The following is a 26,348-nucleotide window of genomic DNA, read 5'->3' on the forward strand; positions in this document are numbered from 1 at the left end:
AAGAAACGTGTGGTGCGCCACAGTTGTTCAATCGATGGCCTGAATCCCGCTCGTGTCATTCTTTATTGACGCCGTAACGGGCAAAGCGGACAGTGGTGATCAAGCCTGTGATCATGGGCTTTCGTCGTTACGTCCCGAATTGCACCTGGCCTACCACTGGTTGGGCCGGATGGCCAAGCCCGCTTTATTGAACCCTCACACGGATGTGGCACAGGTCACGGAACGGTCACTGCCGCCGGGGCGTCTCGCGCGCGCAGCGGGGCTCTCGGTCCGTGCGCCTGCCCTGCCCCTTGTGAATGCATGCACCTCTGCGTGTGAAGCCGCCCTTCTGCTCGTGAACGCGTGCACACGTCCACATTCGCCCCCGCTCCTCCCTCTGAAGTGTGAACGGGCCCCTTTACCAAGGGTTCTGGTCCAGCGCCAATTTGCTTTGAAAGCTTGGCGTTTGATAGTGCAAGACTGCCTCTACCAGCGGAGACGGGTGAAAATGTCACCTCTTGGTGATCACTCGACTGCTTCGCGTACGTAGATCACCGCTCATCCGACTTCATGATCCTTCGCCTGGTGGTGGAGATCACAAAGTACGTGCTGACCCCCGTGTCGCAGATCACACACCCGCGGGCATAAGATGCACGGCAGTTGGGCTTGTGACCTGCTTCACATGTCCGTGATCTTCGCTGGGGCGAGCGGGGCTCTCGGGACATGAGGGACGGATGTGAGCCCAGCGCAACCGCCAGCAGTCAGTGCCGACTGAGAGGAGCGAGGAGCGGTGAACGCGTATGCGCCCATCCTCGTACTGGGAGCCCTCGGGGCAGGCTTTGCGATCTTCTCCGTGGTCATGGCCACGCTGATCGGTCCGAAGCGGTACAACCGCGCCAAGCTCGAGGCCTACGAGTGCGGTATCGAGCCGACCCCCACGCCGGCCGGCGGCGGGCGCTTCCCCATCAAGTACTACCTGACGGCGATGCTCTTCATCGTCTTCGACATCGAGATCGTCTTCCTCTACCCCTGGGCCGTCACCTTCGACGCCCTGGGGATCTTCGGGCTCGTGGAGATGCTGCTCTTCGTGCTCACCGTCTTCGTCGCGTACGCGTACGTATGGCGGCGCGGCGGCCTGGAATGGGACTGAGGGGCCTTACGTCATGGGACTCGAAGAAAAGCTGCCGAGCGGTTTCCTTCTGACCACCGTCGAGCAGGCCGCGGGCTGGGTGCGCAAGGCGTCGGTCTTCCCCGCCACCTTCGGCCTCGCCTGCTGCGCCATCGAGATGATGACCACCGGCGCCGGCCGCTACGACCTGGCGCGTTTCGGCATGGAGGTCTTCCGCGGCTCGCCCCGCCAGGCGGACCTGATGATCGTCGCGGGTCGGGTCAGCCAGAAGATGGCGCCGGTCCTCAGGCAGGTCTACGACCAGATGCCGAACCCCAAGTGGGTGATCTCGATGGGCGTGTGCGCCTCCTCGGGCGGCATGTTCAACAACTACGCGATCGTCCAGGGTGTCGACCACATCGTCCCCGTCGACATCTATCTGCCCGGCTGCCCGCCACGGCCCGAGATGCTGATGGACGCGATCCTCAAGCTGCACCAGAAGATCCAGTCCTCCAAGCTCGGCGTGAACGCCGAGGAGGCGGCCCGTGAGGCGGAGGAAGCGGCGCTCAAGGCCCTGCCGACGATCGAGATGAAGGGGCTGCTGCGATGAGCGACGCGAACGGCACCCACGCGGCGAACGGCTCCGCGAACGGGGTGAACCCCGAAAAGGACCTCGGCGCCGCCAACCTCCCCGGTCGGCGCGGCGAGGGCGGCGAGGAGATCCGCGTCCAGCGCGGCATGTTCGGCGCCAACAACGGCGGCGACACCTCCGGCTACGGCGGCCTGGTCCGCTCCATCCGCCTCCCGGGCGCGGCCACCCGCCCCTACGGGGGCTGGTTCGACGAGGTCGCCGACGAACTCGAGGGCGCCCTGGAGGAGCAGGGCCTTGTTCCCGAGAACGCCATCGAGAAGACCGTCGTCGACCGGGACGAGCTGACGTTCCACATCGAACGCGAGTACCTTCTCGCCGTCGCCCAGACCCTGCGTGACGACCCGGCGCTCCGCTTCGAGCTGTGCACGGGCGTGAGCGGAGTGCACTACCCCGGCGACAAGGGGCGCGAGCTGCACGCCGTCTACCACCTGCGCTCGATCACCCACAACCGGCTGATCCGCCTGGAGGTCAGCGCCCCCGACGCCGACCCGCACGTCCCGTCGCTCGTGTCCGTGTATCCCACGAACGACTGGCACGAACGCGAGACGTACGACTTCTTCGGCCTGGTCTTCGACGGCCACCCGGCGCTGACGCGGATCATGATGCCGGACGACTGGCAGGGCCATCCGCAGCGCAAGGACTACCCCCTCGGCGGCATCCCCGTCGAGTACAAGGGCGCCCAGATCCCGGCTCCGGACCAGCGGAGGTCGTACTCATGAGCACGCACACCCCGTCCTCCGCGCGCGAGACCACCGAGGGCACCGTCTACACAGTGACCGGCGGTGACTGGGACGAGGTCGTCGAGTCCGCCTCCCGTGCCGACGACGAGCGCCTGATCGTCAACATGGGCCCCCAGCACCCGTCCACGCACGGCGTGCTCAGGCTGATCCTGGAGATCGAGGGCGAGACGGTCACCGAGGCCCGCTGCGGCATCGGCTACCTGCACACCGGCATCGAGAAGAACCTCGAGTACCGCACGTGGACGCAGGGCACCACGTTCGTGACGCGCATGGACTACCTGACGCCGTTCTTCAACGAGACGGCGTACTGCCTCGCCGTGGAGAAGCTCCTCGGCATCGAGGACCAGGTCCCCGACCGCGCCTCCGTCATCCGTGTGCTCCTGATGGAGCTGAACCGGCTCTCCTCCCACCTGGTGTGCATCGCCACCGGAGGCATGGAGCTCGGCGCCACCACGATCATGATCTACGGCTTCCGCGACCGGGAGATGATCCTCGACATCTACGAGCTGATCACCGGCCTGCGGATGAACCACGCCTACGTCCGCCCCGGCGGACTCGCCCAGGACCTGCCCCCGGGCGCGGTGGACCAGATCCGCGAGTTCGTGAAGAAGATGAAGAAGAACCTCCCGGAGTACGACAAGCTCGCCACCGGGAACCCCATCTTCAAGGCCCGTATGCAGGACATCGGCTACCTGGACCTCGCGGGCTGCATGGCCCTCGGCGCCACGGGGCCGATCCTGCGCTCCGCCGGCCTGCCGCACGACCTGCGCAAGACACAGCCCTACTGCGGCTACGAGACGTACGACTTCGACGTCCCCACCGCCGACACCTGCGACGCCTACGGACGCTTCCTCATCCGCGTGGAGGAGATGCGCCAGTCGATCAGGATCGTCGAGCAGTGCCTGGACCGGCTGCAGCCCGGCCCGGTCATGGTCGCCGACAAGAAGATCGCCTGGCCCGCCCAGCTCGCCCTGGGACCGGACGGGCTCGGCAACTCCCTGGACCACATCAAGAAGATCATGGGCACCTCCATGGAGGCCTTGATCCACCACTTCAAGCTGGTGACCGAGGGCTTCCGCGTCCCGCCGGGACAGGCGTACGCGGCGGTCGAGTCGCCCAAGGGCGAGCTCGGCGTGCACGTCGTCTCCGACGGCGGCACCCGCCCCTACCGGGTCCACTTCCGCGACCCGTCCTTCACCAACCTGCAGGCCATGGCGGCGATGTGCGAGGGCGGCCAGGTCGCCGACGTCATCGTCGCCGTCGCGTCCATCGACCCCGTGATGGGAGGCGTCGACCGGTGACCACCTCTTCTTCTCAGCGGGGCGTCAGCCTGGGCATGCCCGAACTGCCCGCGCCCGACTACCCGCACGACGTGCGGGCCCGGCTGGAGCGGGACGCGCACGAGATCATCGCCCGCTACCCGGACTCCCGGTCCGCCCTCCTGCCGCTGCTCCACCTGGTGCAGTCGGAGGAGGGCCATGTCACGCGCACCGGGATGCGGTTCTGCGCCGAGGTGCTGGGCCTGACCACGGCCGAGGTCACCGCGGTCGCCACCTTCTACACCATGTACCGGCGGCGGCCCTCCGGTGACTACCAGGTGGGCGTCTGCACCAACACCCTGTGCGCCGTCATGGGCGGCGACGCCATCTTCGAGGCCCTCCAGGAGCACCTGGGCGTCGGCAATGGCGAGACCACCGACGACGGCAAGGTCACCCTGGAGCACATCGAGTGCAACGCGGCCTGCGACTTCGCGCCGGTCGTGATGGTCAACTGGGAGTTCTTCGACAACCAGACCCCCGAGACGGCCAGGCGCCTCGTCGACGACCTGCGCGCGGGACGGCAGGTCGCTCCCACCCGCGGCGCCCCCCTGTGCACCTTCAAGGAGACCGCCCGGATGCTGGCCGGCTTCCCCGACGAACGGGACGGGGCCGTCGAGGCGACCGGCAGCGCGGGTCCGGCCTCGCTGGTCGGGCTGCGGCTGGCCAAGGGGGAGTCCCCCGCCGCGCGTGTGGTCCACCCGCGGGACGGCGGGCCGCACGACGAGGCCGGGGACACGGCCGCGCACCAGCCGTCGCCGGCCGAGCACCTCAGCTCGCACGACGCGCCGCAGGACACATCGGCCTCCGACCCGGCCCACCCGGCCGGGCCCGTAGCCGACGAGGGAGGGCAGTGATGACCTTGGCACCCGAGCTCAACGAGACCAGCCCCGAGAAGCTGCTCGTGCCCGTGCTGTCGGCCTTCTGGGACGAGGAGAGGTCCTGGACGCTGGACGTCTACCGCAGGCACGACGGTTACGAGGGGCTCCGCAAGGCGCTCGCCATGTCGCCGGACGAGGTGATCGCGTACGTCAAGGACTCCGGACTGCGCGGGCGCGGCGGCGCGGGATTCCCCACGGGAATGAAGTGGCAGTTCATTCCGCAGGGTGACGGCAAGCCTCACTATCTGGTTGTCAACGCCGACGAATCGGAGCCCGGAACCTGCAAGGACATCCCGCTCCTCTTCGCGAACCCGCACAGCCTCATCGAGGGCATCGTCATCGCGTGTTACGCCATCAGGTCGTCGCACGCCTTCATCTACCTGCGTGGTGAAGTCGTCCCCGTGCTGCGGCGGTTGCACTCGGCCGTCCGCGAGGCCTACGCGGCGGGCTACCTCGGCGAGAACATCCTGGGCAGCGGGCTCGATCTCGACGTCACCGTGCACGCGGGCGCGGGCGCGTACATCTGCGGCGAGGAGACCGCACTGCTCGACTCGCTCGAAGGCCGCCGTGGTCAACCGCGGCTCCGTCCCCCCTTCCCTGCGGTCGCGGGCCTCTACGCTTGCCCGACTGTCGTGAACAACGTCGAGTCGATCGCGTCGGTTCCCGCGATCATGAACCGGGGCAAGGAATGGTTCCGGTCGATGGGCAGCGACAAGTCGCCCGGCTTCACGCTGTACTCGCTCAGCGGCCATGTGGCCAACCCCGGCCAGTACGAGGCCCCGCTCGGCATCACGCTGCGCCAGCTCCTCGACATGAGCGGCGGCATGCGGCCCGGCCACCGGCTGAAGTTCTGGACGCCGGGCGGCTCGTCCACGCCGATGTTCACCGACGAGCACCTCGACGTCGCGCTGGACTACGAGAACGTGGGCGCCGCCGGGTCCATGCTCGGCACCAAGGCCCTGCAGTGCTTCGACGAGACGACCTGCGTGGTACGGGCCGTCACCCGCTGGACCGAGTTCTACGCGCACGAGTCCTGCGGCAAGTGCACGCCCTGCCGTGAAGGCACGTACTGGCTCGTGCAGCTGCTGCGGGACATCGAGGCGGGCAAGGGCGTGATGTCCGACCTCGACAAGCTCGCCGACATCGCCGACAACATCAACGGCAAGTCCTTCTGCGCCCTCGGCGACGGCGCCGCCTCGCCGATCTTCTCCTCCCTCAAGTACTTCCGCGAGGAGTACGAGGACCACATCACGGGCCGGGGCTGCCCCTTCGACCCGGCCAAGTCCACGGCCTGGGCGGACAAGCCCGCGGAGGTGAACGCATGACCGTGACCACCAGCGCTCCCTCGGGTGGGGGAGAGGCGGCGGTCCCGCCGGAGGACCTCGTCACGCTGACGATCGACGGCGTCGAGATCAGCGTGCCCAAGGGCACCCTGGTCATCCGCGCCGCCGAACAGCTCGGCATCGAGATCCCCCGCTTCTGCGACCACCCCCTGCTCGACCCGGCCGGAGCCTGCCGCCAGTGCATCGTCGAGGTCGAGGGCCAGCGCAAGCCCATGGCGTCCTGCACGATCACGTGCACGGACGGGATGGTCGTGAAGACGCACCTCACCTCGCCCGTAGCCGAGAAGGCCCAGAAGGGTGTGATGGAGCTCCTGCTCATCAACCACCCGCTGGACTGCCCCGTCTGCGACAAGGGCGGCGAGTGCCCGCTGCAGAACCAGGCGATGTCGCACGGCAGCGCCGAGTCCCGCTTCGACGGGAGGAAGCGGACGTACGAGAAGCCGGTGCCGATCTCCACGCAGGTGCTGCTCGACCGTGAGCGGTGCGTGCTGTGCGCCCGCTGCACCCGGTTCTCCAACCAGATCGCGGGCGACCCGATGATCGAGCTGCTGGAGCGGGGCGCACTGCAGCAGGTCGGCACCGGAGAGGGCGACCCCTTCGAGTCGTACTTCTCCGGGAACACCATCCAGATCTGCCCGGTCGGTGCGCTCACCTCGGCGGCGTACCGCTTCCGCTCGCGCCCCTTCGACCTCGTCTCGTCCCCCTCGGTCTGCGAGCACTGCTCCGGCGGCTGCGCCACCCGCACCGACCACCGGCGCGGCAAGGTCATGCGGCGCCTGGCCGCCTACGACCCCGAGGTCAACGAGGAGTGGATCTGCGACAAGGGGCGGTTCGCGTTCCGGTACGCGCAGACGAAGGACCGGCTCGATGTGCCGCTGGTGCGGCGCGAGAGCGGTGAGCTGGAGCCCGCGTCCTGGCCCGAGGCACTCGACATCGCCGCCCGGGGGCTGCTCGCCGCGCGGGGCCGGGCAGGGGTGCTCACCGGCGGCCGGCTCACCGTGGAGGACGCCTACGCGTACAGCAAGTTCGCGCGCGTGGCGCTCGACACGAACGACATCGACTTCCGCGCGCGCGTGCTCAGCGGCGAGGAGGCCGACTTCCTGGCCGCCCGGATCGCCGGACGCGGCCGCGACCTCGACAGCACGGGCGTCACGTACACCTCCCTGGAGAAGGCGCCCGCCGTCCTGCTCGTCGGGTTCGAGTCGGAAGAGGAGGCGCCCGGCGTCTTCCTGCGGCTGCGCAAGGCCTGGCGGGGGCACGGCCAGCAGGTGTTCGCTCTCGCCACGCACGCCACCCGGGGCCTGGAGAAGGCCGGTGGCACGCTGCTGCCGGCCGCACCCGGGACCGAGACCGAGTGGCTGGACGCGCTGGCCGGACGGGTCGGCCTGGAGGAGGACGGCGTACGTGCCGCGGAGGCGCTGCGCACCGAGGGCGCTGTGATCGTCGTCGGTGAACGTCTCGCCGCCGTGGCCGGTGGCCTCACCGCCGCCGTCCGCACCGCGGCCGCCACCGGCGCCCGGCTGGCGTGGATCCCGCGCCGCGCCGGGGAGCGCGGCGCGGTCGAGGTGGGCGCGCTGCCCTCGCTGCTGCCGGGCGGGCGCCCGGCCACCGACCCGCGCGCGCGGGAGGAGGTCGCCGCCGCCTGGGGCCTCGCCGAACTCCCGCACCGCTACGGCCGGGACACCGGTCAGATCGTCGAGGCCGCGGCCACCGGCGAACTGCGCGCCCTGGTCGTGGCCGGTGTCGAGGTCGCCGACCTGCCCGATCCGGCACGCGCGCGTGAAGCACTGTCCGAGGTGGCCTTCCTGGTCTCCCTGGAACTGCGGCCCAGCGAGGTCACCGAGCGCGCGGACGTGGTGCTGCCGGTCGCGGCGGCCGCCGAGAAGGCCGGCACCTTCCTCAACTGGGAGGGCAGGGCCCGCTTCTTCGAGGCCGCGCTCAAGCCCGACCAGATGACGCGCCCGCTGATGCCGACCGACGCGCGCGTGTTGGAGATGCTCGCCGACGCGATGGACGTGCACCTGGGGCTGCCCGATCTGCGCACGATCCGCGTGGAGCTGGACCGCCTCGGCGCCTGGGACGGTCCGCGGGCCGCCAACCCCCTGGAGATCGGCGGACAGCTGCCCCGCCCGGCCGCCGGAGAGGCCGTGCTCGCCGGCCACCGGCTGCTGCTCGACCAGGGCCGCCTCCAGGACGGCGACGAGGCGCTCGCCGGCACCCGGCACGCGGCACGCGCGCGTGTGTCCGCCGCCACCGCCGCCGAGGTGGGCGTCGAGGACGGCGACCTGCTGGCCGTGCGCGGGCCGTCCGGAACCGTGGAGCTCCCGCTGCAGATCACCGAGATGCCCGACCGCGTGGTCTGGCTCCCGATGAACTCCACGGGCGGCGGCGTCCCTTCCGACACCGGGGCGCAGCCCGGCACCCTCGTCCGCATCGGCCAGGCGACGCCCGCCGCCGAAGCCCCCAAGGAGGTGGAGGCATGAGTCCGTACCTCGCCGCTGAAGACCTCTCGATGTTCGGCCACGACCCCTGGTGGCTGATCGTCATCAAGGCGGTGTTCTGCTTCGCCTTCCTGATGGTGACCGTGCTGTTCTCCATCGTCTGGGAGCGCAAGGTCGTCGCCTGGATGCAGCTGCGCATCGGCCCCAACCGGCACGGCCCCTGGGGCATGCTCCAGTCGCTCGCCGACGGCGTGAAGCTGATGCTGAAGGAAGACCTCATCGTCAAGCGCGCGGACAAGGTGGTCTACATCCTCGCGCCGATCGTCGCGGCCATCCCGGCCTTCATGGCGATCGCGGTGATCCCCTTCGGGCCCGCCGGCAACGAGATCTCGATCTTCGGGCACCGCACCACGATGCAGCTCACCGACCTGCCGATCGCGATGCTCTACATCCTCGCGGTCGCCTCGGTCGGCATCTACGGCATCGTGCTGGCGGGCTGGAGCTCCGGCTCCACCTACCCGCTCCTCGGCGGCCTGCGCTCCTGCGCGCAGATGATCTCCTACGAGATCGCCATGGGCGCCGCCTTCGCCTCCGTGTTCCTCTACTCGGGGTCGATGTCGACGTCGAGGATCGTCGAGGCGCAGCACGACCGCTGGTACATCCTGCTGTTGCCGGTGTCCTTCATCATCTACATCGTCACGATGGTCGGCGAGACCAACCGCGCCCCCTTCGACATGCCGGAGTCCGAGGGCGACCTGGTCGGCGGCTTCAACACCGAGTACTCGTCGATCAAGTTCGCGATGTTCATGCTCGCCGAGTACGTGAACATGGTGACTGTCTCGGCCGTGTCCACCACGCTCTTCCTGGGCGGCTGGCGCGCCCCCTGGCCGATCAGCACCTTCTGGGGGGGCGCGAACCACGGCTGGTGGCCGCTGCTCTGGTTCGTCATCAAGGTCCAGCTGCTGCTGTTCTTCTTCATCTGGCTGCGCGGCACGCTCCCGCGCGTCCGCTACGACCAGCTGATGAAGCTCGGCTGGAAGGTCCTCATCCCGGTCTCCGTGGTCTGGCTGATGCTCGTCGCGACCGTGCGGGCGCTTCGCAACGAGAACTACGGTTTCGCCGACATCGCGCTGTACGTCGCGGGCGGAGTCCTCGCACTGCTCCTGGTGTCGTTCGTCATCGACATGTTCCGCGCGAAGGCCAAGGAGGCCGAGCGGCCCGCCGAGGAACCCGCCGCCTTCGACCCGATGGCCGGGGGATTCCCCGTGCCGCCGCTACCGGGACAGACGCTGCCGCCGGTGCCGAGGCGGCGCCCACGCCGGGAGCGGGAGCTGATTGTCAGTGGTGGGGCGGACACTGTGAGTGACGGATCTACGGATGGAAAGGAGGCGTCCGATGGCTGACGAGCCCAAGGACACCAAGCCGGGTTTCCAGAACCCGGTGGCCGGCTTCGGCGTGACCTTCAAGGCCATGTTCAAGAAGCGGCTCACCGAGCAGTACCCGGAGCAGAAGAAGACCACGGCTCCGCGGTTCCACGGCCGGCACCAGCTCAACCGCCATCCGGACGGCCTGGAGAAGTGCGTCGGCTGCGAACTGTGCGCCTGGGCGTGTCCCGCCGACGCGATCTACGTCGAGGGCGCGGACAACACGGATGAGGAGCGCTACTCCCCGGGCGAGCGGTACGGGCGGGTCTACCAGATCAACTACGCCCGCTGCATCCTGTGCGGCCTGTGCATCGAGGCGTGCCCGACGCGTGCGCTGACGATGACCAACGAGTTCGAGTTGGCCGACTCCAGCCGCGCCAACCTCATCTACACCAAGGAGCAACTGCTCGCCGGCCTGGAAGAGGGCATGGTCGACACGCCCCACGCCATCTACCCGGGGACGGACGAGCAGGACTACTACCGGGGCCTGGTCACTCAGGCAGCGCCCGGCACAGTGCGCCAGGCCGCCGTCTCGAAGGGCGAGGTACCGCAGGAGGCCGCCTCCACCTTCGGCGAGGGCGAGCCGGCGTCGAAGAAGGTGATCGGCGGATGACTGATCTCGCGGCCTACTCCACCTCCACCGGAGAGGCCTTCCAGTTCTGGGTCCTCGGCACCGTCGCGGTGCTCGGCGCCCTCGGCACCGTCTTCATGAAGAAGGCCGTGCACAGCGCGCTGTGCCTCGCGGGCACCATGATCGTCCTGGCGGTGTTCTACCTCGCCAACGGCGCCTATTTCCTGGGGATCGTGCAGATCGTCGTCTACACGGGCGCGATCATGATGCTGTTCCTGTTCGTGGTGATGCTCGTCGGCGTCACCGCGGCGGACTCCCTGAAGGAGACCATCAAGGGCCAGCGCTGGCTGGCCCTCCTGTGCGGGCTCGGCTTCGGCGTCCTGCTGTTCGCGGGCATCGCCAACGCGTCCCTGAAGGACTTCGCCGGCACCGGCAAGGCGAACGCGGGCGGCAATGTGGAGGGTCTGGCGGCCCTCATCTTCACCAAGTACGTGTTCGCCTTCGAAATCACCGGTGCCCTGCTCATCACGGCCGCCGTCGGCGCCATGGTGCTCACCCACCGCGAGCGCACCGAGCGCGCCCGCACCCAGCGTGAGATGTCCGAGCAGCGCGTACGGGAGGGCAAGCACGTTCCGCCGCTGCCGGCCCCCGGCGTCTACGCCCGGCACAACGCGGTGGACATCGCGGGCCTCCTGCCGGACGGCACCCCGTCCGAGCTGACCGTCAACAAGACGCTGCGCGCCCGCGGCCAGATCCGCGACGTGTCCGACGAGGCGATCAGCGATCTCAAGGCGCTGGAGCAGCACGCCGCCGAGCGCCTTGAGCGCACCGAGGAGAAGCGGCCGGCGCTCAAGCGGACCGAGGAGGCGTCGAAGTGAACCCGGTCAACTACCTGTACCTCGCGGCCCTGTTGTTCACGATCGGTGCCACCGGCGTACTGATCCGGCGCAACGCGATCGTGGTGTTCATGTGCATCGAGCTGATGCTCAACGCCTGCAACCTCGCGTTCGTCACCTTCTCCCGGATGCACGGCAATCTCGACGGCCAGATCATCGCCTTCTTCACGATGGTCGTCGCCGCCGCGGAGGTCGTCGTCGGGCTCGCGATCATCGTGTCGCTGTTCCGTACCCGCCACTCGGCCTCGGTCGACGACGCCAGCCTGATGAAGCTGTAAGGGGTCGGGAGAATCGTGGAGAACCTGATTGCGCTGCTGATCGCGGCGCCCCTGCTCGGAGCGGCCGTCCTGCTGTGCGGCGGCAGAAGGCTGGACGCTGTCGGCCACTGGCTCGGCACGGTGCTCGCCGCCGCCTCCTTCGTGTTCGGTGCCGTCCTCTTCACCGACATGCTGGGGAAGGCCGCCGACCACCGGACCATCACCCAGCACCTGTTCAGCTGGGTGCCGGTGGCCGGCTTCCAGGCCGACGTCACCTTCCGGCTGGACCAGCTGTCGATGACGTTCGTCCTGCTGATCACCGGAGTCGGCTCGCTCATCCACCTGTACTCGGTCGGTTACATGGAGCACGACGAGCGCCGACGCCGCTTCTTCGGCTATCTGAACCTGTTCCTCGCGGCGATGCTGCTGCTCGTCCTCGCCGACAACTACCTGCTGCTGTACGTCGGCTGGGAGGGCGTCGGCCTCGCCTCCTACCTGCTGATCGGCTTCTGGCAGCACAAGCCCAGCGCGGCGACCGCGGCGAAGAAGGCCTTCCTCGTCAACCGCGTCGGCGACATGGGCCTGTCGATCGCCATCATGCTGATGTTCACGACGTTCGGGACCTTCGCCTTCGGCCCGGTCCTCGGCCACGTGGGGGACACGAGCGAGGGCAAGCTCACCGCGATCGGCCTGATGCTGCTGCTCGCCGCCTGCGGCAAGTCGGCCCAGGTGCCGCTGCAGTCCTGGCTCGGTGACGCGATGGAGGGCCCGACCCCGGTCTCGGCCCTGATCCACGCTGCGACCATGGTGACCGCGGGCGTCTACCTGATCGTCCGCTCCGGAGCGATCTTCAACGCGGCGCCCGACGCCCAGTTGGCCGTCACCGTCGTCGGTGCCGTCACGCTCCTGTTCGGTGCGATCGTCGGTTGCGCCAAGGACGACATCAAGAAGGCGCTGGCCGGCTCGACCATGTCGCAGATCGGCTACATGGTGCTGGCCGCGGGCCTCGGCCCCATCGGCTACGTCTTCGCGATCATGCACCTGGTGACGCACGGCTTCTTCAAGGCGGGGCTGTTCCTCGGCGCCGGCTCGGTCATGCACGGCATGAACGACGAGGTCGACATGCGCCGTTACGGCGGCCTCAGGAAGTACATGCCGGTCACCTTCGTCACCTTCGGCCTCGGTTATCTCGCGATCATCGGCTTCCCGGGTCTGTCCGGCTTCTTCTCCAAGGACAAGATCATCGAGGCGGCCTTCGCGAAGGGCGGCACCGAGGGCTGGATCCTCGGCGGCGCGGCTCTGCTGGGCGCGGCCATCACGGCGTTCTACATGACGCGCGTGATGCTGATGACGTTCTTCGGCGAGGAGCGCTGGCGCCACGCGCCGACCCCGTCCCCCGACGAGCCGAGCGTGGAGCCCGCCGCCGAGACCCGGGGCGAGCACGCGGAGCCGCATCCGCACGAGTCGCCGGGCGTCATGACGATCCCCATGATCGTGCTGGCGGTCGGGTCGGTCTTCGGCGGCGCGTTCTTCAGCATCGGCGACCGCTTCCTGCACTGGCTCGAGCCGATCACCGGGCACAGCGAGGGGCACTCGCCGGTCAGCGCCCTTACTGTCACCGGAGCGACCATGGTGTGCCTGGTCATCGGCGTGGCCATCGCCTGGGCGCAGTACGGCCGGAGGCCCGTCCCGGCCGTCGCCCCGCGCGGCTCCCTGCTCACCCGGGCCGCCCGGCGCGACCTGCTTCAGGACGACTTCAACCACGTCGTCCTCGTCCGGGGCGGAGAGCACCTCACGCGCTCCCTGGTGTACGTGGACCACACCCTGGTCGACGGCGTCGTCAACGGCACGGCGGCCTCGGTCGGCGGCCTGTCCGGCCGGCTCCGCCGACTGCAGAACGGCTACGCACGGTCGTACGCCGTCTCGATGTTCGGCGGTGCGGCGGTGCTCGTCGCCCTGACCCTGCTGATGAGGGCGGTCTGATAGCGATGTCTTTTCCCCTGCTGACAGCGACGGCGGTGCTCCCGGCCGTGGGGGCGATCGCCACGGCCGCGGTACCGGCCGCGCAGCGCACCGCCGCCAAGTGGCTCGCGCTGGTCGTCTCGCTCGCCACGCTCGCGCTCGCCGCGGTGATCACCTTCCGCTTCGAACCGGGCGGCGCCCGCTACCAGTTCACCGAGTCCCATGCCTGGATCAAGGACTTCGGTGTGCGGTACGAGCTGGGTGTGGACGGCATCGCGGTGGCGCTCATCGCGCTGACCGCGCTGCTGATCCCGTTCGTGATCCTGGCGGGCTGGCACGACGCGGACCCGTTGGAGACCGGAAGCCGGCGCTGGCGGCCGACGCAGGGCTTCTTCGCCCTGATCCTGGCCGTAGAGGCGATGGTGATCATCTCGTTCGAGGCCACCGACGTCTTCCTCTTCTACATCTTCTTCGAAGCCATGCTCATCCCGATGTACTTCCTCATCGGCGGCTTCGGGGACCGTGCCCACGAGCAGGGCGAGAAGGCGGCCTCCACGCAACGGTCGTACGCCGCCGTGAAGTTCCTCCTCTACAACCTGGCCGGCGGCCTGATCATGCTGGCCGCGGTGATCGGCCTGTATGTGCAGGCGGGCAACTTCTCCCTCCCGGAGATCGTGCAGGCGCGGGCGAACGGCTCGCTGCACATGGCGACCAGCACCGAACGCTGGCTGTTCCTCGGCTTCTTCTTCGCCTTCGCGGTGAAGGCGCCGCTGTGGCCGCTGCACACCTGGCTGCCCAACGCCATGGGGGAGGCCACCGCCCCCGTCGCCGTGCTGATCACGGCGGTCGTGGACAAGGTGGGCACGTTCGCGATGCTGCGCTTCTGCCTCCAGCTGTTCCCGGAGGCGAGCAAGTGGGCGACCCCGGTCATCCTCGTCCTGGCCCTGATCAGCATCCTCTACGGTGCGCTCCTCGCGGTCGGTCAGCGCGACATCAAGCGGCTGGTGGCCTACGCGTCGATCTCGCACTTCGGCTTCATCATCATGGGCATCTTCGCGATGACCAGTCAGGGCCAGTCCGGGGCGACGCTGTACATGGTCAACCACGGTATCTCGACGGCCGCCTGGATGCTGGTGGCGGGCTTCCTGATCTCGCGCCGCGGCTCGCGTCTGATCGCGGGGTACGGGGGCGTGCAGAAGGTGGCGCCGGTGCTCGCCGGCACCTTCCTGATCGGCGGCCTGGCGACGCTGTCCCTGCCGGGGCTCGCGCCGTTCGTGAGTGAGTTCCTGGTGCTGGTCGGCACGTTCACCCGCCACCCGGTGATCGGCATCATCGCCACCTTCGGCATCGTCCTCGCCGCGCTCTACACCCTCGTCCTGTACCAGCGGACGATGACGGGCCCGGTGAAGGCGGAGGTCGCGGCGATGCCGGATCTGCGGGTCCGCGAACTCGTGGTGGTCGTCCCGCTGATCGCGTTGCTGATCTTCCTGGGTGTCTACCCGAAGCCGGTCACCGACCTGGTCAACCCGGCGGTCCAGCACACCATGTCCGACGTACACCAGACCGATCCCAAGCCCGCAGTGGAGGCGGCCAAGTGAGCGCAACAGCCGTCCACAGCCTGTGGACAACCGCAGCCGACCCGATCGCGAAGATCCAGGCGCCGAAGATCGAGTACGGGCAGTTGTCGCCGACCCTGATCGTCATCGGTGCCGCGCTCGTCGGGGTGCTGATCGAGGCGTTCGTGCCGCGCAAGTCCCGTTACTACGCACAGGTGTTCGTGTCCGTCGTCGCGCTCGCCGCCGCGTTCGCCGCGGTGGTGGCGCTCGCCGCCGACGGATACGGCACCACCAAGGCCCATATCGCGGCGATGGGCGCGCTCGCGGTCGACGGGCCGTCCTTGTTCCTGCAGGGCACGATTCTGCTCGCGGGCCTGCTCGGCGTGTTCACCTTCGCCGAGCGGCGCCTCGACCCGGCGGCGCACGGCAACCGCGTGGACTCGTTCGCCGCACAGGCCGCGTCCGTGCCGGGCAGCGAGAGCGAGAAGGCCGCCGTCAAGGCGGGCTTCACGACGACGGAGGCGTTCCCGCTGCTGCTGTTCGCGGTCGGCGGCATGCTGGTCTTCCCCTCGGCGAACGACCTGCTGACCCTCTTCGTCGCCCTGGAGGTCTTCTCGCTGCCGCTGTACCTGCTGTGCGCGCTCGCCCGCCGCAAGCGGCTCATGTCGCAGGAGGCCGCGGTCAAGTACTTCCTGCTCGGCGCCTTCGCCTCCGCCTTCACGCTGTTCGGCATCGCCCTGCTGTACGGCTACGCGGGCTCGGTGTCGTACGCGCGGATCGCCCAGGTCGTCGACGGCACGGTCACGAACGTCGACCCGGCGCTGGCCAACACCATGGGCAACGACGTGCTGCTGCTCGTCGGCGCCGCGATGGTCGTGATGGGCCTGCTGTTCAAGGTGGCCGCGGTGCCGTTCCACATGTGGACGCCGGACGTGTACCAGGGCGCGCCGACCCCGGTGACCGGCTTCATGGCGGCGGCGACCAAGGTGGCGGCGTTCGGCGCGCTGCTGCGGCTGCTGTACGTGGTCCTGCCGGGGATGCGCTGGGACTGGCGGCCGGTGATGTGGGCGATCGCGATCGTCACCATGCTGGGTGGTGCGATCGTGGCGATCACGCAGACCGACATCAAGCGGATGCTGGCGTATTCGTCGATCGCGCACGCCGGATTCATCCTCGCGGGTGTGATCGCGACCACGCGGAGCGGTGTGTCCGCGGTCCTCTTCTACCTGGCCGCGTACTCGTTCGTGACGATCGGTGCCTTCGCGGTCGTCACCCTCGTCCGCGACGCGGGCGGTGAGGCCACCCACCTGTCCAAGTGGGCCGGGCTCGGCCGCAGGTCTCCGCTGGTGGCGGCCGTGTTCGCGGTGTTCCTGCTGGCTTTCGCGGGCATCCCGCTGACCTCGGGCTTCGCCGGGAAGTTCGCGGTGTTCAAGGCGGCGGCGGAAGGCGGGGCGATCCCGCTGGTCGTGATCGGTGTGATCTCGTCCGCCGTGGCAGCGTTCTTCTACATTCGCGTGATCGTCCTGATGTTCTTCAGCGAACCGCGCCCGGAGGGCCCGACGGTGGCGGTCCCGTCCCCGCTGACCATGACGGCGATCGGGGTGGGCGTGGCGGTCACGGTGGCCCTGGGTGTGGCCCCGCAGTACTTCCTGGACCTGGCGAACCAGGCGGGGGTGTTCGTGCGCTGAGGCGCCCGCGCCCGTAATCGACGGCCCGGTGCCCGCTCGGGGGGTGCCGGGCCGTGTGCCGTCGGAGTTACCGCACGTCCTCGGGGAGCGCCTTGATCTCGGCGAGGTCCAGGTCGACCGGGAAGGGCATACTCACCTTCATCCGCTCACGAAAGATGCCCACGCTGGTGTAGGTACCGGTGGTGGGCTCCAGCTCGAAGGCGTGCACGGCTGCGCGACCCCAGGTCGGGGTGGACGCCCTCGGTGCGACGCTCATCAGTGCTCCCATGGGACGGGGGCTCGCCGGTCCATTCAGACTGTCGACCGCAAACGGGCAGGTCTCCCACGCACGTGTGAACGATGGCCGTGTCCGTGACCGGGGCGGGACAGGGCCTGTGGATAACTCCGGGACTGTCTGCGTGGCCCCCTATCGTGGACGCAGTGGTCGAAGGACGACTGACGGGGGACGGGCGATGGACGGGACGGCTGTGATGACCGAGGTGGGCGCGCCGGTGGTGGACGGTGGGAGCGAGGCGCTGGCCACGCTGCACCGGGTCTTCGGATACGACGCCTTCCGCGGTGAGCAGGAAGCGGTCATCGAGCATGTGGTGGCCGGCGGCGACGCCGTCGTGCTCATGCCCACCGGTGGCGGCAAGTCGCTGTGCTACCAGATTCCGGCCCTGGTCAGACCCGGTACGGGAGTCGTGGTCTCCCCGCTCATCGCCCTCATGCAGGACCAGGTGGACGCCCTGCGCGCGCTCGGTGTGCGCGCCGGGTTCGTCAACTCCACGCAGGACTTCGACGAGCGGCGCGTGATGGAGGCGCAGTTCCTGGCCGGCGAGCTGGACCTGCTGTACCTGGCGCCGGAGCGGCTGCGTCTGGAGTCCACCCTCGACCTGCTGTCCCGCGGCAAGATCTCCGTCTTCGCCATCGACGAGGCGCACTGCGTGTCCCAGTGGGGCCATGACTTCCGCCCGGACTACCTGGCGCTGTCCCTGCTCGGCGAGCGGTGGCCGGACGTGCCCCGCATCGCACTCACGGCGACGGCCACGCGGGCGACGCACCAGGAGATCACCCAGCGGCTGCACATGCCGCGGGCCCGCCATTTCGTGGCCAGCTTCGACCGGCCCAACATCCAGTACCGGATCGTGCCGAAGGCCGACCCCAAGAAGCAGTTGCTGGCGTTCCTGCGCGAGGAGCACGCGGGCGACGCCGGCATCGTCTACTGCCTCTCACGGAACTCGGTGGAGAAGACGGCCGAGTTCCTGACCCGCAACGGCATCGAGGCGGTGCCGTACCACGCGGGCCTGGACGCGGGCACCCGTGCGGCGCACCAGTCCCGTTTCCTGCGCGAGGAGGGTCTGGTGGTGGTCGCGACGATCGCCTTCGGGATGGGTATCGACAAGCCGGACGTGCGGTTCGTCGCCCACCTGGACCTGCCGAAGTCCGTCGAGGGCTACTACCAGGAGACGGGCCGTGCGGGCCGCGACGGACTGCCGTCCACGGCCTGGATGGCGTACGGGCTGAACGACGTCATACAGCAGCGCAAGCTCATCCAGTCCGGGGACGGCGACGAGGCGTTCCGCCGCCGGGCCCAGGCGCACCTGGGCGCGATGCTGGCGTTGTGCGAGACCGCCCAGTGCCGCCGTGGCCAGCTGCTCGCCTACTTCGGCCAGGACCCCCAGCCGGGCGGCTGCGGCAACTGCGACACCTGCCTGGAGCCGCCGGACACGTGGGACGGGACGATCGCGGCGCAGAAGGTGCTGTCCACGGTGTGGCGGCTGCACCGGGAGAGGCGGCAGAAGTTCGGCGCGGTGCAGATCGTCGACATCCTGCTGGGCCGGCGCACGGCCAGGGTCATCCAGTTCGACCACGACCAGCTGTCCGTGTTCGGCATCGGCGAGGAGCTGACCGAGGGCGAATGGCGCGGCGTCATACGGCAGCTGCTGGCGCAGGGGCTGCTCGCGGTCGAGGGCGAGTACGGGACGCTGGTGCTGACCGAGGCCAGCGGGGCGGTGCTAGGACGAGAGCGGGAGGTGCCGCTGCGCAAGGAGCCGAAGAAGCCGGCGGCGGCTCCCCGGTCGTCGTCGCCGTCCGCCCGGTCCGACCGCAAGCCGAAGGCGGCCGCCGCCGAGCTGCCCCCGGAGCTGGCCCCCGCCTTCGAGGCCCTGCGCGCCTGGCGCGCCGACCAGGCCCGGGAGCAGGGCGTCCCGGCGTACGTGATCTTCCATGACGCCACGCTGCGCGAGATCGCCACCGCCTGGCCCACCTCCGTGACCCAGCTCGGCGGTATCAGCGGGATCGGTGAGAAGAAGCTGGCCACCTATGGGGAGGGCGTGCTCGCAGTGCTCGCGTCGCTGGGCGGTCCGTCGGCCACCCGGCAGGCCACGGCGCCCGGCGACGAACCCGAGCCGGACGACTGGCCCGAGCCGGACGATGAGCCGGAGCCGGAGGACTGGATATGAGCCGCCCGGTAGGGATCACAGCGCACGTGCCGCGTACGCCCTGACGTCCGCGTCCGAGTCCGCCGTGGCCGTGGCGAGGGCCGCTCGGGCGTCGGCGGCGCCGCCGTGCCGGGTCAGTGCCAGGACGGCTGCCTTCCGGACGTCCGCATTGTGGTCGGCCAGGGCCTTGGCGAGAGCGGGGACGGCCGGCTCGGGGTCGGCGGCGGCGAGCGCGGCGGCGGCACCGGCGCGGACCTGCCAGGCCGGGTCGGAGAGGGCGCCCGTGGCCTGGGCGGCGAGCGCTGGTGGGCAGCCGGTGGTGGCCAGCGCTCCGTAGGCGGCGGCACGGACCAGGGCGTCGGGGTCGCCGGTGAGGGCCGCCAGGGCACACAGGACGCTGTCCGCTCCCGTCGGGCCCCCGCCACCGGGGCCCTCCGTGCCCACCGCGCCCACCGTGCCGAGAGCCTTGGCGAGCGCGACCCGGACCTCGCGGGACGGGTCGGTGGTCGCCGCGCGCACCAGTGGTGCGACCGCGTCGACCGAGACGAGGGCGCGCACGGCCTCGATGCGGACCGCCGTGTCGGAGTCGGCGAGAGCCCCGGCGAACAGGTCGGCGTCGCCCAGCCGCAGCGCCCGGAGGATGTCCAGCGCGGCGGCGCGGACGACGGGGTCGGGCTCGGACACGGCTGCGGCGAGGCGGTCGCGCAGGGACGGATCCGTCGACAGTGTCTCGACGAGTTCCCGCAGGGAGGCGGCCGCGGCGGCACGCACACCCGCGTCGGGGTCGGACAGGAGCGCGGCGAGCGCCGGGCCGGTGCCCGGAGGCACGGTCTCGGTCAGGACGGTGACGGCGGTGCGGCGGACCGAAGGATCGAGGTCGGTCAAGTAGGGCCGCAGCACCGTGAGGTCGGGTTCCTCCTCCGCCAGGGCGAGGAGCTCCAGCAGGCGGGGTGACGTCGGTGCCTCGTGGTCGGTCACGGAGCACAACGCCTCTTCACCCGCCGTGGCCCGCTGCCGCACCGCGGTGGGCGCCACCTCCCGTGCCCCGGCCGTCGCCACCTGCTCCGGACGCACCTCGCCGAGCCGACGGGAGGGACCGCCCGCAGGGGCGAACCCCTCCACCGGAACCAGATAGGGAGCCACGGGGCGTGCCGTGAACTCCATCGCACCAGAGGGGGACCTGTGCAGATCGAGATGGTGGAACCAGGACGCGTCGTCGCGTTCCGGATGGTCGATGCGGTCGTGGTAGAGGCCCCAGCGGGACTCCGTGCGGGCCAGAGAGGCGCGGGCCGCCATCTCCGCGCAGTCGCGGATGAAGGCCACCTCCACGCAGCGCATCAGCTCGTGCGGGGTGCGGGCGCCCATCGAGGCGATGTCGGCGTGCATCCGCTCGAACGCCTCCAGCGCCAGGGACAGCCGGGCGCCGGACTTCGGCGGGGCCACGTAGTCGTTCACGAAGCGGCGCAGCTTGTACTCGACCTGGGGCTGCGGTGGGCCGTCCGGGTTGCGCAGCGGGCGGTAGATCAGCTCGTGCGCCTCGCGGAGCTGGTCCTGCGGCAACTCGCCTTCGTAGGCCTGGTACTGCGCGGCGTCCTCGCCGGCCAGCTCGCCGAACACGAACGCGCCGATCATGTAGTTGTGCGGCACGCAGGCCAGGTCACCGGCGGCGTACAGGCCGGGGACCGTCGTCCGGGCGTGGTCGTCGACGCGGACGCCCGAGGCCGAGTGGCCGCCGCACAGGCCGATCTCCGAGATGTGCATCTCCACGTCGTGGGTGCGGTAGTCGTGGCCGCGGCCCGTGTGGAAGGTGCCGCGCGTCGGGCGTTCCGTCGAGTGCAGGATCGACTCCAACGCCGAGATCGACTCCTCCGGCAGATGGCTCAGCTTCAGATACACCGGGCCCCGGTCCGAGGCCACCTCCTGCGCGAACTCCGCCATCATCTGCCCGGACCAGTAGTCGGAGTCGACGAAGCGTTCGCCGTGCCGGTTGACCTGGTAGCCGCCGAAGGGGTTGGCCACGTAGGCACAGGCCGGGCCGTTGTAGTCCTTGATCAGCGGGTTGATCTGGAAGCACTCGATGCCGGTCAGCTCGGCGCCCGCGTGGTAGGCCATCGCGTAGCCGTCGCCGGCGTTCGTGGGGTTCTCGTACGTGCCGTACAGGTAACCGGAGGCGGGCAGGCCGAGGCGGCCGCAGGCGCCCGTCGCCAGGATCACCGCGCCCGCGCGGACCGTCACGAAGCGGCCGGTGCGGGTGTGGAAGCCCGCCGCGCCCACGGCCCGGCCCCCGGACGTCAGTACCCTGACGGGCATCACGCGGTTCTCGATCCGGATCCGCTCCCGCATCTCGCGCCGCCGCAGCTGCCGGTACAGGACCTTCTTGACGTCCTTGCCCTCCGGCATCGGCAGCACGTAGGAGCCCGACCGGTGCACCTGACGGACCGCGTACTCGCCGTGCTCGTCCTTCTCGAACTTCACCCCGTACGACTCCAGCCGCTTCACCATGGCGAAGCCGCGGGTCGCGGTCTGCCGGACCGTGGACTGGTCGACGATGCCGTCGTTGGCGCGGGTGATCTCGGCGACGTAGTCGTCGGGCTCGGCGCGCCCGGGGACGACCGCGTTGTTGACGCCGTCCATGCCCATGGCGAGCGCGCCGGAGTGCCTCACGTGCGCCTTCTCCAGCAGCAGGACGTCCGCGCCGTGTTCGGCGGCCGTCAGTGCCGCCATGGTGCCGGCCGTGCCGCCGCCGATGACGAGGACGTCACAGGAGAGTTCCTCGGCGTCGGTGAGGGCGGGAATCTCCATCGGGGTGTCCACCAGGGTCGCCTTTCGCGTGCTCAGGAACCGAGTGAGGTGAGGACGTCGCGGCGCAGGGCGCGGCGTGCCGGGTCGTCGTGCGCCGTACGGTCGCGCGGGCGCGGTATGTCCCGTACGGCGAGGAGCCGGCCCGTGCCGAGCAGCGCCAGCCGGTCGCCGAGGTACAGGGCCTCGTCGACGTCGTGGGTGACGAAGACGACGGTCGCTCCCGTGCCGTGCAGGACCTCCACCAGCAGGTCCTGCATGCCGGCGCGGGTCTGGGCGTCGAGGGCGCCGAAGGGCTCGTCCATGAGGACGGTGCTCGGGCCGGCGGCGAGGGCGCGTGCCAGTTGCGCGCGCTGGCGCTGGCCCCCGGACACGCGGTGCGGCAGGTGCCGTGCGCGGTCGGCCAGTCCTACCCGGTCCAGCCAGGCGTCGGCCCGGGTACGGCGCTCGGCGCGCGGAACGCCCTCGATGGCGAGGGGAAGTTCGACGTTCGCGCGCAGGGTGCGCCAGGGCAGCAGGGCGTCCTCCTGGAACACCAGCGCCCGGTCCCCGGCGGGCCCGTTCAGGGGGCGGCCGTCCTGCTCCACCGTCCCGGCGAGCGTGGGCAGCAGCCCGGCCAGCGTCCGCAGCAGGGTCGACTTGCCGCAGCCTGAAGGGCCGACGACGGTGAGGATCTCGCCCGGGGCGATGTCCAGGTCGACGCCCTCGAGGGCCGGTGCGCCGGGGCGGCCGAGCGTGGCTGACCGCAGGGTGAGGCCGGCACCGGTGCGGGACGGTGACAGGACGTCAGACGAGCTGGTCATCGGGGACCTCCGCAACGGTCGTCCGGGTGTTGCTCGGCGGCGGCGCGGAAGCGGCCGAGCGCTCCCGGGGAACGCGGTCCGCGGCGGCGTAGGAGGTCCGTGGGAGCCAACGGGTCAGACGGCGCCCGAGCAGCTCCACCGCCGTGGACGTCACCCAGCCGAGCACGCCGATCGTCACCATGCCGACGAAGACGTCCGGGTAGTCGACGACCGTGTAGTCCTGCCAGGTGCGGTAGCCGACGCCGTACTGGCCGGAGATCATCTCAGCGGAGATCACACAGATCCACGACACGCCGATGCCGACGGACAGGCCGCCGAAGATGCCGGGCAGCGCACCCGGCAGGACGACCGAGCCGAGGACCCTCCACCGGCCGCCGCCCATGGTCCGCACCGCCTCCTCCCACACCGGGGTCAGCGCACGGACCGCGTGCCGGGTCGAGACCAGCACGGGGAAGAAGGCGGCCGTGCAGGTGATGAAGACGATGCCCTGTTCGTTGCTCGGGAAGAGGAGGATCGCGACGGGAACCAGTGCGATCGCAGGGATCGGGCGGACCACCTCCAGCAGCGGGCCGAGCAGGTCCTCGGCGACGCGGGAGCGGGCCACGAGCACGCCCGTGGCCACCCCGAGGACCGCCGCCAGCAGGAAGCCCGTGAGGATGCGGGTCAGGCTGTCGGCCAGGTCCGTCCAGTAGTCGCCGCCGGAGAGCCGGCCGGCGAAGGCGCGGGCCACCTCGGTGACCGTGGGGAACTGCGAGAAGCGCAGCCACACGTTGACGTTCAGGCTGGTCAGCAGCTGCCACAGACCGAGGGCGGCGGCCAGGGACGCCACCCTCAGCACATACCGGCGATACCGGCTCATGACGCACGTCCCAGCGCGTCGGCGTACGAGATCGTGCGCGCCCCCGGGTGCGCCGCCACGTACGTCTGCGCGGTGGCCGGCGTGACGAAGGGGAGCAGTCGGCTGCCGTCCACCACCCACACCGCCCTGTCGGCGAACCACAGGGTGCCGGTGGTGGCGTCGGGCACGTACGCGGCACGGATGTCCGAGCGGTGCTGCGCCACGTACTTCAGCAGCTCATCGGGGGTCTTGAAGGTCCGCGTGGTCTCCGCGCCCTTGGGCCACACCTCGCTCGCGGCCGGCGGAGGCGTCGCGGCGAGAGCCTTCGTGTACGCCGAGCCGAGTGCCTTCTTCGCGTACTGGTCGTCGACGAAGGAGTCCACGTCGATGTCACCCGTCAGCTTCTCGGACTTCAGGATCGACACGTCCTGCTTCAGCGCGGACACCAGCTGCGGCTTGACGGCCGGGTCGAAGGTGGAGATGCCGTGGGCGCCGTTGTAGAGGTAGACGACCTCGGCGGGCAGGCCGGTGGCCTTCGCGACGTTCTCGGCCGCCGCCACAGGATGGGCGTCCAGGTAGTCGGTCGCCTGGGCCTGCGCCTTCAGGAAGGCTTCCAGGACGGCCGGACGCTGCTTCGCGAAGTCCTCGCGCGCGGTGACGCCGTGGAACGTCGGAAGGTTCAGCTGCGCACCGTCGTACAGCGCCTTCGCCTTGCCCTGGTAGGCGAGCAGGCCCGGCCAGGCCACGAACTGGCTCAGCGCGTCCACGCTGCCCGCCGCGAGCGCCGAAGCGCCCACCGCGGGCTGCTGGTTGAGCTTCTCGACGTCCTGGTCCGGGTCGATGCCGGCGCGCTGCAGGGCTCGTACGAGGGTGCCGTCCGCGGCGGAGCCGACACTCGTGGAGACCTTCCTGCCCTTCAGGTCCTGCAGGGAGGTGAGCTTCGAATCCGGTGCGGTGACGATGGTGTTGAGACCGCCGCGCAGGTTGTAGCCGGTGACGGAGACCAGGTGCGTGGTGCGGCCCAGCTGCCTTCCACGGGCCGCGTTGATGAGGAGCGGGAAGTCGCCCATCGAGCCGATGTCGATCTTCCCGGCGGTCATCTGCGCGGTGATGGGGGCTCCGGTCGCGTAGTCCTGCCAGACGACCTTGTAGGCGTGGCCGTCGTGCAGGGCACCCAGCTGCTGCTCGAAGTAGCCCAGGGAGCGCAGGAGGGTGCCCGCGGTGACGGTGTTGATGGTCCTGGACTGGTAGCCGACGGTGACGGTGATCGTGGAGCCGGTGCCCGCCTGCGCGCTCGTGCCGCAGGCGGCGAGCGGGAGGAGGAGGGCGACCGTGGCGAGAGGGACTGCCGTGCGCTTCATGGGAGTTAGGGCCTCTCAGCGGAGCAGGTAGGGCATGTTGACCGTGACCGCTCCGGTGGGACAGCGGGCCGCGCACGGTCCGCAGTACCAGCACTCGTCGACGTGCATGTACGCCTTGCCGGTGCTCTCGTCGATGGCGAGGGAGTCCAGCGGGCACATGTCCACGCACAGGGTGCAGCCGTCGATGCACTTCGACTCGTCGATGGTCACGGGCACGTCGGCCCGCTGGGGCGCCAAGGGCATGGCTGTCTCCAGAAAGGTGCCCGGACAGGGCGAAAGGGGGGCGAACAGGGATTACAGGGACCGGTGCAGCAGACCGCTCATGGTGATGCGGTCGCCGCGGAAGCGGATGAACTCCAGGTCGACGGGCCGGCCGTCGGCGAGGTGGGTGAGGCGTTCCAGCATCAGTACGGCGGCGCCGCGGGGGGCCTGGAGCACGGCGGAGGAGTGGGCGTCCGCGTTCACCGCTTCCAGGGTGATCTCGGCGTGGCCGAGGCGTTGGCCGGTGACGGCTTCCAGGAGGCGGAAGACGTCGGTGTTCTCCAGATCGGCGTCGAGGAGGGCGGCGCCGATGTCGAGGGGGATGTAGGTGACGTCCAGGGAGAGGGGGAGGCCGTTCAGCCTGCGCAGGCGTTCGATGTAAAGGACGTCGGCGCCGGGTTGGACGTGGAGGCGCTCCGCCACGGGGACGGGTGCGGAGGCGGGGCCCAGGGTGCGGACCTCGTTGGTGACGCGGCCGTGTTCGTGCAGGGTTTCCGCCAGGCCCATCAGCCGGTCCAGTCCGTGGGGGTACTTGCGCGCGGCGACGATCGTGCCGACTCCCGGCAGTCGGTCCACCAGGCCCTCGGCGCGGAGGAGGTCGAGGGCCTGGCGGACGGTGTTGCGGGAGGCGCCGTAGTCGGTGCCGAGGGTGGTTTCGTGCGGGAGCGTGCCGTCCGGGAAGCCGCCGGTGAGGATCTGGTGGCGGAGGAGATCGGCAAGCTGCCTGGCCTGGTCCGCACGCAGCCGGCGACGCGTGCGGTGGGCGGCGACGGTGGTCGCGGCGCCCTGACCGGCGTGGTCTCGGATGCGGTCGGTGGGTGGCATGTTTTGAACCATACCGAGGCGGTAGGGAAAGCTGTGTTGCCGAAGTGTTGCGCCATGTGCCGAGGCGTCAGGAACGCCGCTGAACTGGGGTTTCGCCGACGATGGGGGCAAGATCTGCCACTGCCGGGTGAGCGGGCGCCGACGGCTCGGGCGCCCGGGGCCGGGTTCGCTTCCGGCGCCGGCAGGGTGCCTCCCCCAGAGGGGCCCCAGCGCCCACCCGTGCC

Annotated in this window: 22 protein-coding genes; 15 read left to right on the forward strand and 7 right to left on the reverse strand. The window is 70.0% G+C overall.

Annotated features, from left to right (window positions below):
* The first annotated feature begins 769 nt into the window (after positions 1-769).
* From ACZ7L1_RS22355 to nuoN, 14 genes are read left to right on the forward strand one after another with little or no spacing between them, the layout of a single operon-like run.
* Positions 770-1,129: an NADH-quinone oxidoreductase subunit A gene (locus ACZ7L1_RS22355; protein WP_003992243.1), complete on the forward strand. Its 360-nt coding sequence runs from the start codon at positions 770-772 to the stop codon at positions 1,127-1,129.
* Positions 1,130-1,142: 13 nt separating this feature from the next.
* Positions 1,143-1,697, forward strand: a complete 555-nt coding sequence (locus ACZ7L1_RS22360; protein ID WP_007383964.1) for a NuoB/complex I 20 kDa subunit family protein — start codon at positions 1,143-1,145, stop codon at positions 1,695-1,697.
* A complete protein-coding gene (locus ACZ7L1_RS22365) occupies positions 1,694-2,458 on the forward strand; it encodes an NADH-quinone oxidoreductase subunit C (RefSeq protein WP_471439540.1) in 765 nt (254 codons plus the stop codon). Before ACZ7L1_RS22360 ends, ACZ7L1_RS22365 begins: the two co-directional genes overlap by 4 nt.
* Positions 2,455-3,780, forward strand: a complete 1,326-nt coding sequence (locus tag ACZ7L1_RS22370) for an NADH-quinone oxidoreductase subunit D (protein WP_471439541.1) — start codon at positions 2,455-2,457, stop codon at positions 3,778-3,780. The genes ACZ7L1_RS22365 and ACZ7L1_RS22370 overlap by 4 nt, the downstream gene beginning before the upstream one ends.
* On the forward strand, positions 3,777-4,652 hold the full coding sequence (gene nuoE, locus ACZ7L1_RS22375) for an NADH-quinone oxidoreductase subunit NuoE (protein ID WP_471439543.1): 876 nt from the start codon (positions 3,777-3,779) through the stop codon (positions 4,650-4,652). The genes ACZ7L1_RS22370 and nuoE overlap by 4 nt, the downstream gene beginning before the upstream one ends.
* Entirely contained in the window at positions 4,652-6,001 is a 1,350-nt protein-coding gene (gene nuoF, locus ACZ7L1_RS22380; protein WP_471439545.1) for an NADH-quinone oxidoreductase subunit NuoF, read from the forward strand. Before nuoE ends, nuoF begins: the two co-directional genes overlap by 1 nt.
* On the forward strand, positions 5,998-8,502 hold the full coding sequence (locus ACZ7L1_RS22385; RefSeq protein WP_471439547.1) for an NADH-quinone oxidoreductase subunit G: 2,505 nt from the start codon (positions 5,998-6,000) through the stop codon (positions 8,500-8,502). The genes nuoF and ACZ7L1_RS22385 overlap by 4 nt, the downstream gene beginning before the upstream one ends.
* A complete protein-coding gene (gene nuoH, locus ACZ7L1_RS22390; protein ID WP_471439548.1) occupies positions 8,499-9,863 on the forward strand; it encodes an NADH-quinone oxidoreductase subunit NuoH in 1,365 nt (454 codons plus the stop codon). The genes ACZ7L1_RS22385 and nuoH overlap by 4 nt, the downstream gene beginning before the upstream one ends.
* Positions 9,856-10,497 carry an NADH-quinone oxidoreductase subunit NuoI gene (gene nuoI / locus ACZ7L1_RS22395; protein WP_471439550.1) on the forward strand — a complete coding sequence of 214 codons (642 nt, stop codon included), beginning with the start codon at positions 9,856-9,858 and terminating at the stop codon, positions 10,495-10,497. Before nuoH ends, nuoI begins: the two co-directional genes overlap by 8 nt.
* A complete protein-coding gene (locus ACZ7L1_RS22400; RefSeq protein ID WP_471439552.1) occupies positions 10,494-11,333 on the forward strand; it encodes an NADH-quinone oxidoreductase subunit J in 840 nt (279 codons plus the stop codon). Before nuoI ends, ACZ7L1_RS22400 begins: the two co-directional genes overlap by 4 nt.
* On the forward strand, positions 11,330-11,629 hold the full coding sequence (gene nuoK, locus ACZ7L1_RS22405) for an NADH-quinone oxidoreductase subunit NuoK (RefSeq protein ID WP_023547474.1): 300 nt from the start codon (positions 11,330-11,332) through the stop codon (positions 11,627-11,629). The genes ACZ7L1_RS22400 and nuoK overlap by 4 nt, the downstream gene beginning before the upstream one ends.
* A 15-nt stretch (positions 11,630-11,644) precedes the next feature.
* On the forward strand, positions 11,645-13,591 hold the full coding sequence (gene nuoL / locus ACZ7L1_RS22410; RefSeq protein WP_471439554.1) for an NADH-quinone oxidoreductase subunit L: 1,947 nt from the start codon (positions 11,645-11,647) through the stop codon (positions 13,589-13,591).
* A gap of 5 nt (positions 13,592-13,596) precedes the next feature.
* Positions 13,597-15,168, forward strand: a complete 1,572-nt coding sequence (locus ACZ7L1_RS22415; protein WP_471439556.1) for an NADH-quinone oxidoreductase subunit M — start codon at positions 13,597-13,599, stop codon at positions 15,166-15,168.
* Positions 15,165-16,814, forward strand: a complete 1,650-nt coding sequence (gene nuoN, locus ACZ7L1_RS22420; protein ID WP_471439558.1) for an NADH-quinone oxidoreductase subunit NuoN — start codon at positions 15,165-15,167, stop codon at positions 16,812-16,814. The genes ACZ7L1_RS22415 and nuoN overlap by 4 nt, the downstream gene beginning before the upstream one ends.
* 67 nt (positions 16,815-16,881) lie before the next feature.
* Here the strand turns inward: nuoN and ACZ7L1_RS22425 are convergent, their stop codons facing one another.
* Positions 16,882-17,070, reverse strand: a complete 189-nt coding sequence (locus ACZ7L1_RS22425) for a hypothetical protein (protein WP_471439755.1) — start codon at positions 17,068-17,070, stop codon at positions 16,882-16,884.
* A gap of 196 nt (positions 17,071-17,266) precedes the next feature.
* On the opposite strand from ACZ7L1_RS22425, the gene recQ reads away from it, so the two are divergent.
* Positions 17,267-19,258 (forward strand): DNA helicase RecQ, encoded by a 1,992-nt coding sequence (gene recQ, locus ACZ7L1_RS22430; protein WP_471439560.1) that lies wholly within the window; start codon positions 17,267-17,269, stop codon positions 19,256-19,258.
* Between the two features lie 15 nt (positions 19,259-19,273).
* On the opposite strand, the gene ACZ7L1_RS22435 is transcribed toward recQ, so the two are convergent.
* Genes ACZ7L1_RS22435 through ACZ7L1_RS22460 form a run of 6 tightly spaced genes read right to left on the reverse strand, consistent with a single transcriptional unit; the run spans position 19,274 to position 26,124 of the window.
* A complete protein-coding gene (locus ACZ7L1_RS22435; protein WP_471439740.1) occupies positions 19,274-22,039 on the reverse strand; it encodes a fumarate reductase/succinate dehydrogenase flavoprotein subunit in 2,766 nt (921 codons plus the stop codon).
* 32 nt (positions 22,040-22,071) lie between these two features.
* The gene (locus tag ACZ7L1_RS22440; RefSeq protein WP_471439562.1) at positions 22,072-22,839 is read right to left on the reverse strand and encodes an ABC transporter ATP-binding protein; all 768 of its coding nucleotides are present in this window, start codon (positions 22,837-22,839) and stop codon (positions 22,072-22,074) included.
* On the reverse strand, positions 22,823-23,698 hold the full coding sequence (locus ACZ7L1_RS22445; RefSeq protein ID WP_471439564.1) for an ABC transporter permease: 876 nt from the start codon (positions 23,696-23,698) through the stop codon (positions 22,823-22,825). Before ACZ7L1_RS22445 ends, ACZ7L1_RS22440 begins: the two co-directional genes overlap by 17 nt.
* Entirely contained in the window at positions 23,695-25,038 is a 1,344-nt protein-coding gene (locus tag ACZ7L1_RS22450; protein WP_471439566.1) for an ABC transporter substrate-binding protein, read from the reverse strand. The genes ACZ7L1_RS22445 and ACZ7L1_RS22450 overlap by 4 nt, the downstream gene beginning before the upstream one ends.
* 15 nt (positions 25,039-25,053) lie before the next feature.
* A complete protein-coding gene (locus tag ACZ7L1_RS22455) occupies positions 25,054-25,281 on the reverse strand; it encodes a 4Fe-4S dicluster domain-containing protein (RefSeq protein WP_103838192.1) in 228 nt (75 codons plus the stop codon).
* A 51-nt stretch (positions 25,282-25,332) separates the two neighbouring features.
* Positions 25,333-26,124: a GntR family transcriptional regulator gene (locus ACZ7L1_RS22460; RefSeq protein WP_471439568.1), complete on the reverse strand. Its 792-nt coding sequence runs from the start codon at positions 26,122-26,124 to the stop codon at positions 25,333-25,335.
* Positions 26,125-26,348: the final 224 nt, after the last annotated feature.

The organism is Streptomyces sp. NPDC107546 (assembly GCF_055639175.1).

Excerpts from the sequence above, each read along its gene's own strand:
- ACZ7L1_RS22360 (WP_007383964.1), top strand. The coding sequence starts at position 1,143 with ATGGGACTCGAAGAAAAGCTGCCGAGCGGTTTCCTTCTGACCACCGTC.
- ACZ7L1_RS22365 (WP_471439540.1), top strand. The coding sequence starts at position 1,694 with ATGAGCGACGCGAACGGCACCCACGCGGCGAACGGCTCCGCGAACGGG.
- ACZ7L1_RS22370 (WP_471439541.1), top strand. The coding sequence starts at position 2,455 with ATGAGCACGCACACCCCGTCCTCCGCGCGCGAGACCACCGAGGGCACC.
- nuoF (WP_471439545.1), top strand. The coding sequence starts at position 4,652 with ATGACCTTGGCACCCGAGCTCAACGAGACCAGCCCCGAGAAGCTGCTC.
- ACZ7L1_RS22385 (WP_471439547.1), top strand. The coding sequence starts at position 5,998 with ATGACCGTGACCACCAGCGCTCCCTCGGGTGGGGGAGAGGCGGCGGTC.
- nuoH (WP_471439548.1), top strand. The coding sequence starts at position 8,499 with ATGAGTCCGTACCTCGCCGCTGAAGACCTCTCGATGTTCGGCCACGAC.
- nuoI (WP_471439550.1), top strand. The coding sequence starts at position 9,856 with ATGGCTGACGAGCCCAAGGACACCAAGCCGGGTTTCCAGAACCCGGTG.
- ACZ7L1_RS22400 (WP_471439552.1), top strand. The coding sequence starts at position 10,494 with ATGACTGATCTCGCGGCCTACTCCACCTCCACCGGAGAGGCCTTCCAG.
- ACZ7L1_RS22415 (WP_471439556.1), top strand. The coding sequence starts at position 13,597 with ATGTCTTTTCCCCTGCTGACAGCGACGGCGGTGCTCCCGGCCGTGGGG.
- ACZ7L1_RS22425 (WP_471439755.1), bottom strand. The coding sequence starts at position 17,070 with ATGAGCGTCGCACCGAGGGCGTCCACCCCGACCTGGGGTCGCGCAGCC.
- recQ (WP_471439560.1), top strand. The coding sequence starts at position 17,267 with ATGGACGGGACGGCTGTGATGACCGAGGTGGGCGCGCCGGTGGTGGAC.
- ACZ7L1_RS22435 (WP_471439740.1), bottom strand. The coding sequence starts at position 22,039 with ATGGAGATTCCCGCCCTCACCGACGCCGAGGAACTCTCCTGTGACGTC.
- ACZ7L1_RS22440 (WP_471439562.1), bottom strand. The coding sequence starts at position 22,839 with ATGACCAGCTCGTCTGACGTCCTGTCACCGTCCCGCACCGGTGCCGGC.
- ACZ7L1_RS22445 (WP_471439564.1), bottom strand. The coding sequence starts at position 23,698 with ATGAGCCGGTATCGCCGGTATGTGCTGAGGGTGGCGTCCCTGGCCGCC.
- ACZ7L1_RS22450 (WP_471439566.1), bottom strand. The coding sequence starts at position 25,038 with ATGAAGCGCACGGCAGTCCCTCTCGCCACGGTCGCCCTCCTCCTCCCG.
- ACZ7L1_RS22455 (WP_103838192.1), bottom strand. The coding sequence starts at position 25,281 with ATGCCCTTGGCGCCCCAGCGGGCCGACGTGCCCGTGACCATCGACGAG.
- ACZ7L1_RS22460 (WP_471439568.1), bottom strand. The coding sequence starts at position 26,124 with ATGCCACCCACCGACCGCATCCGAGACCACGCCGGTCAGGGCGCCGCG.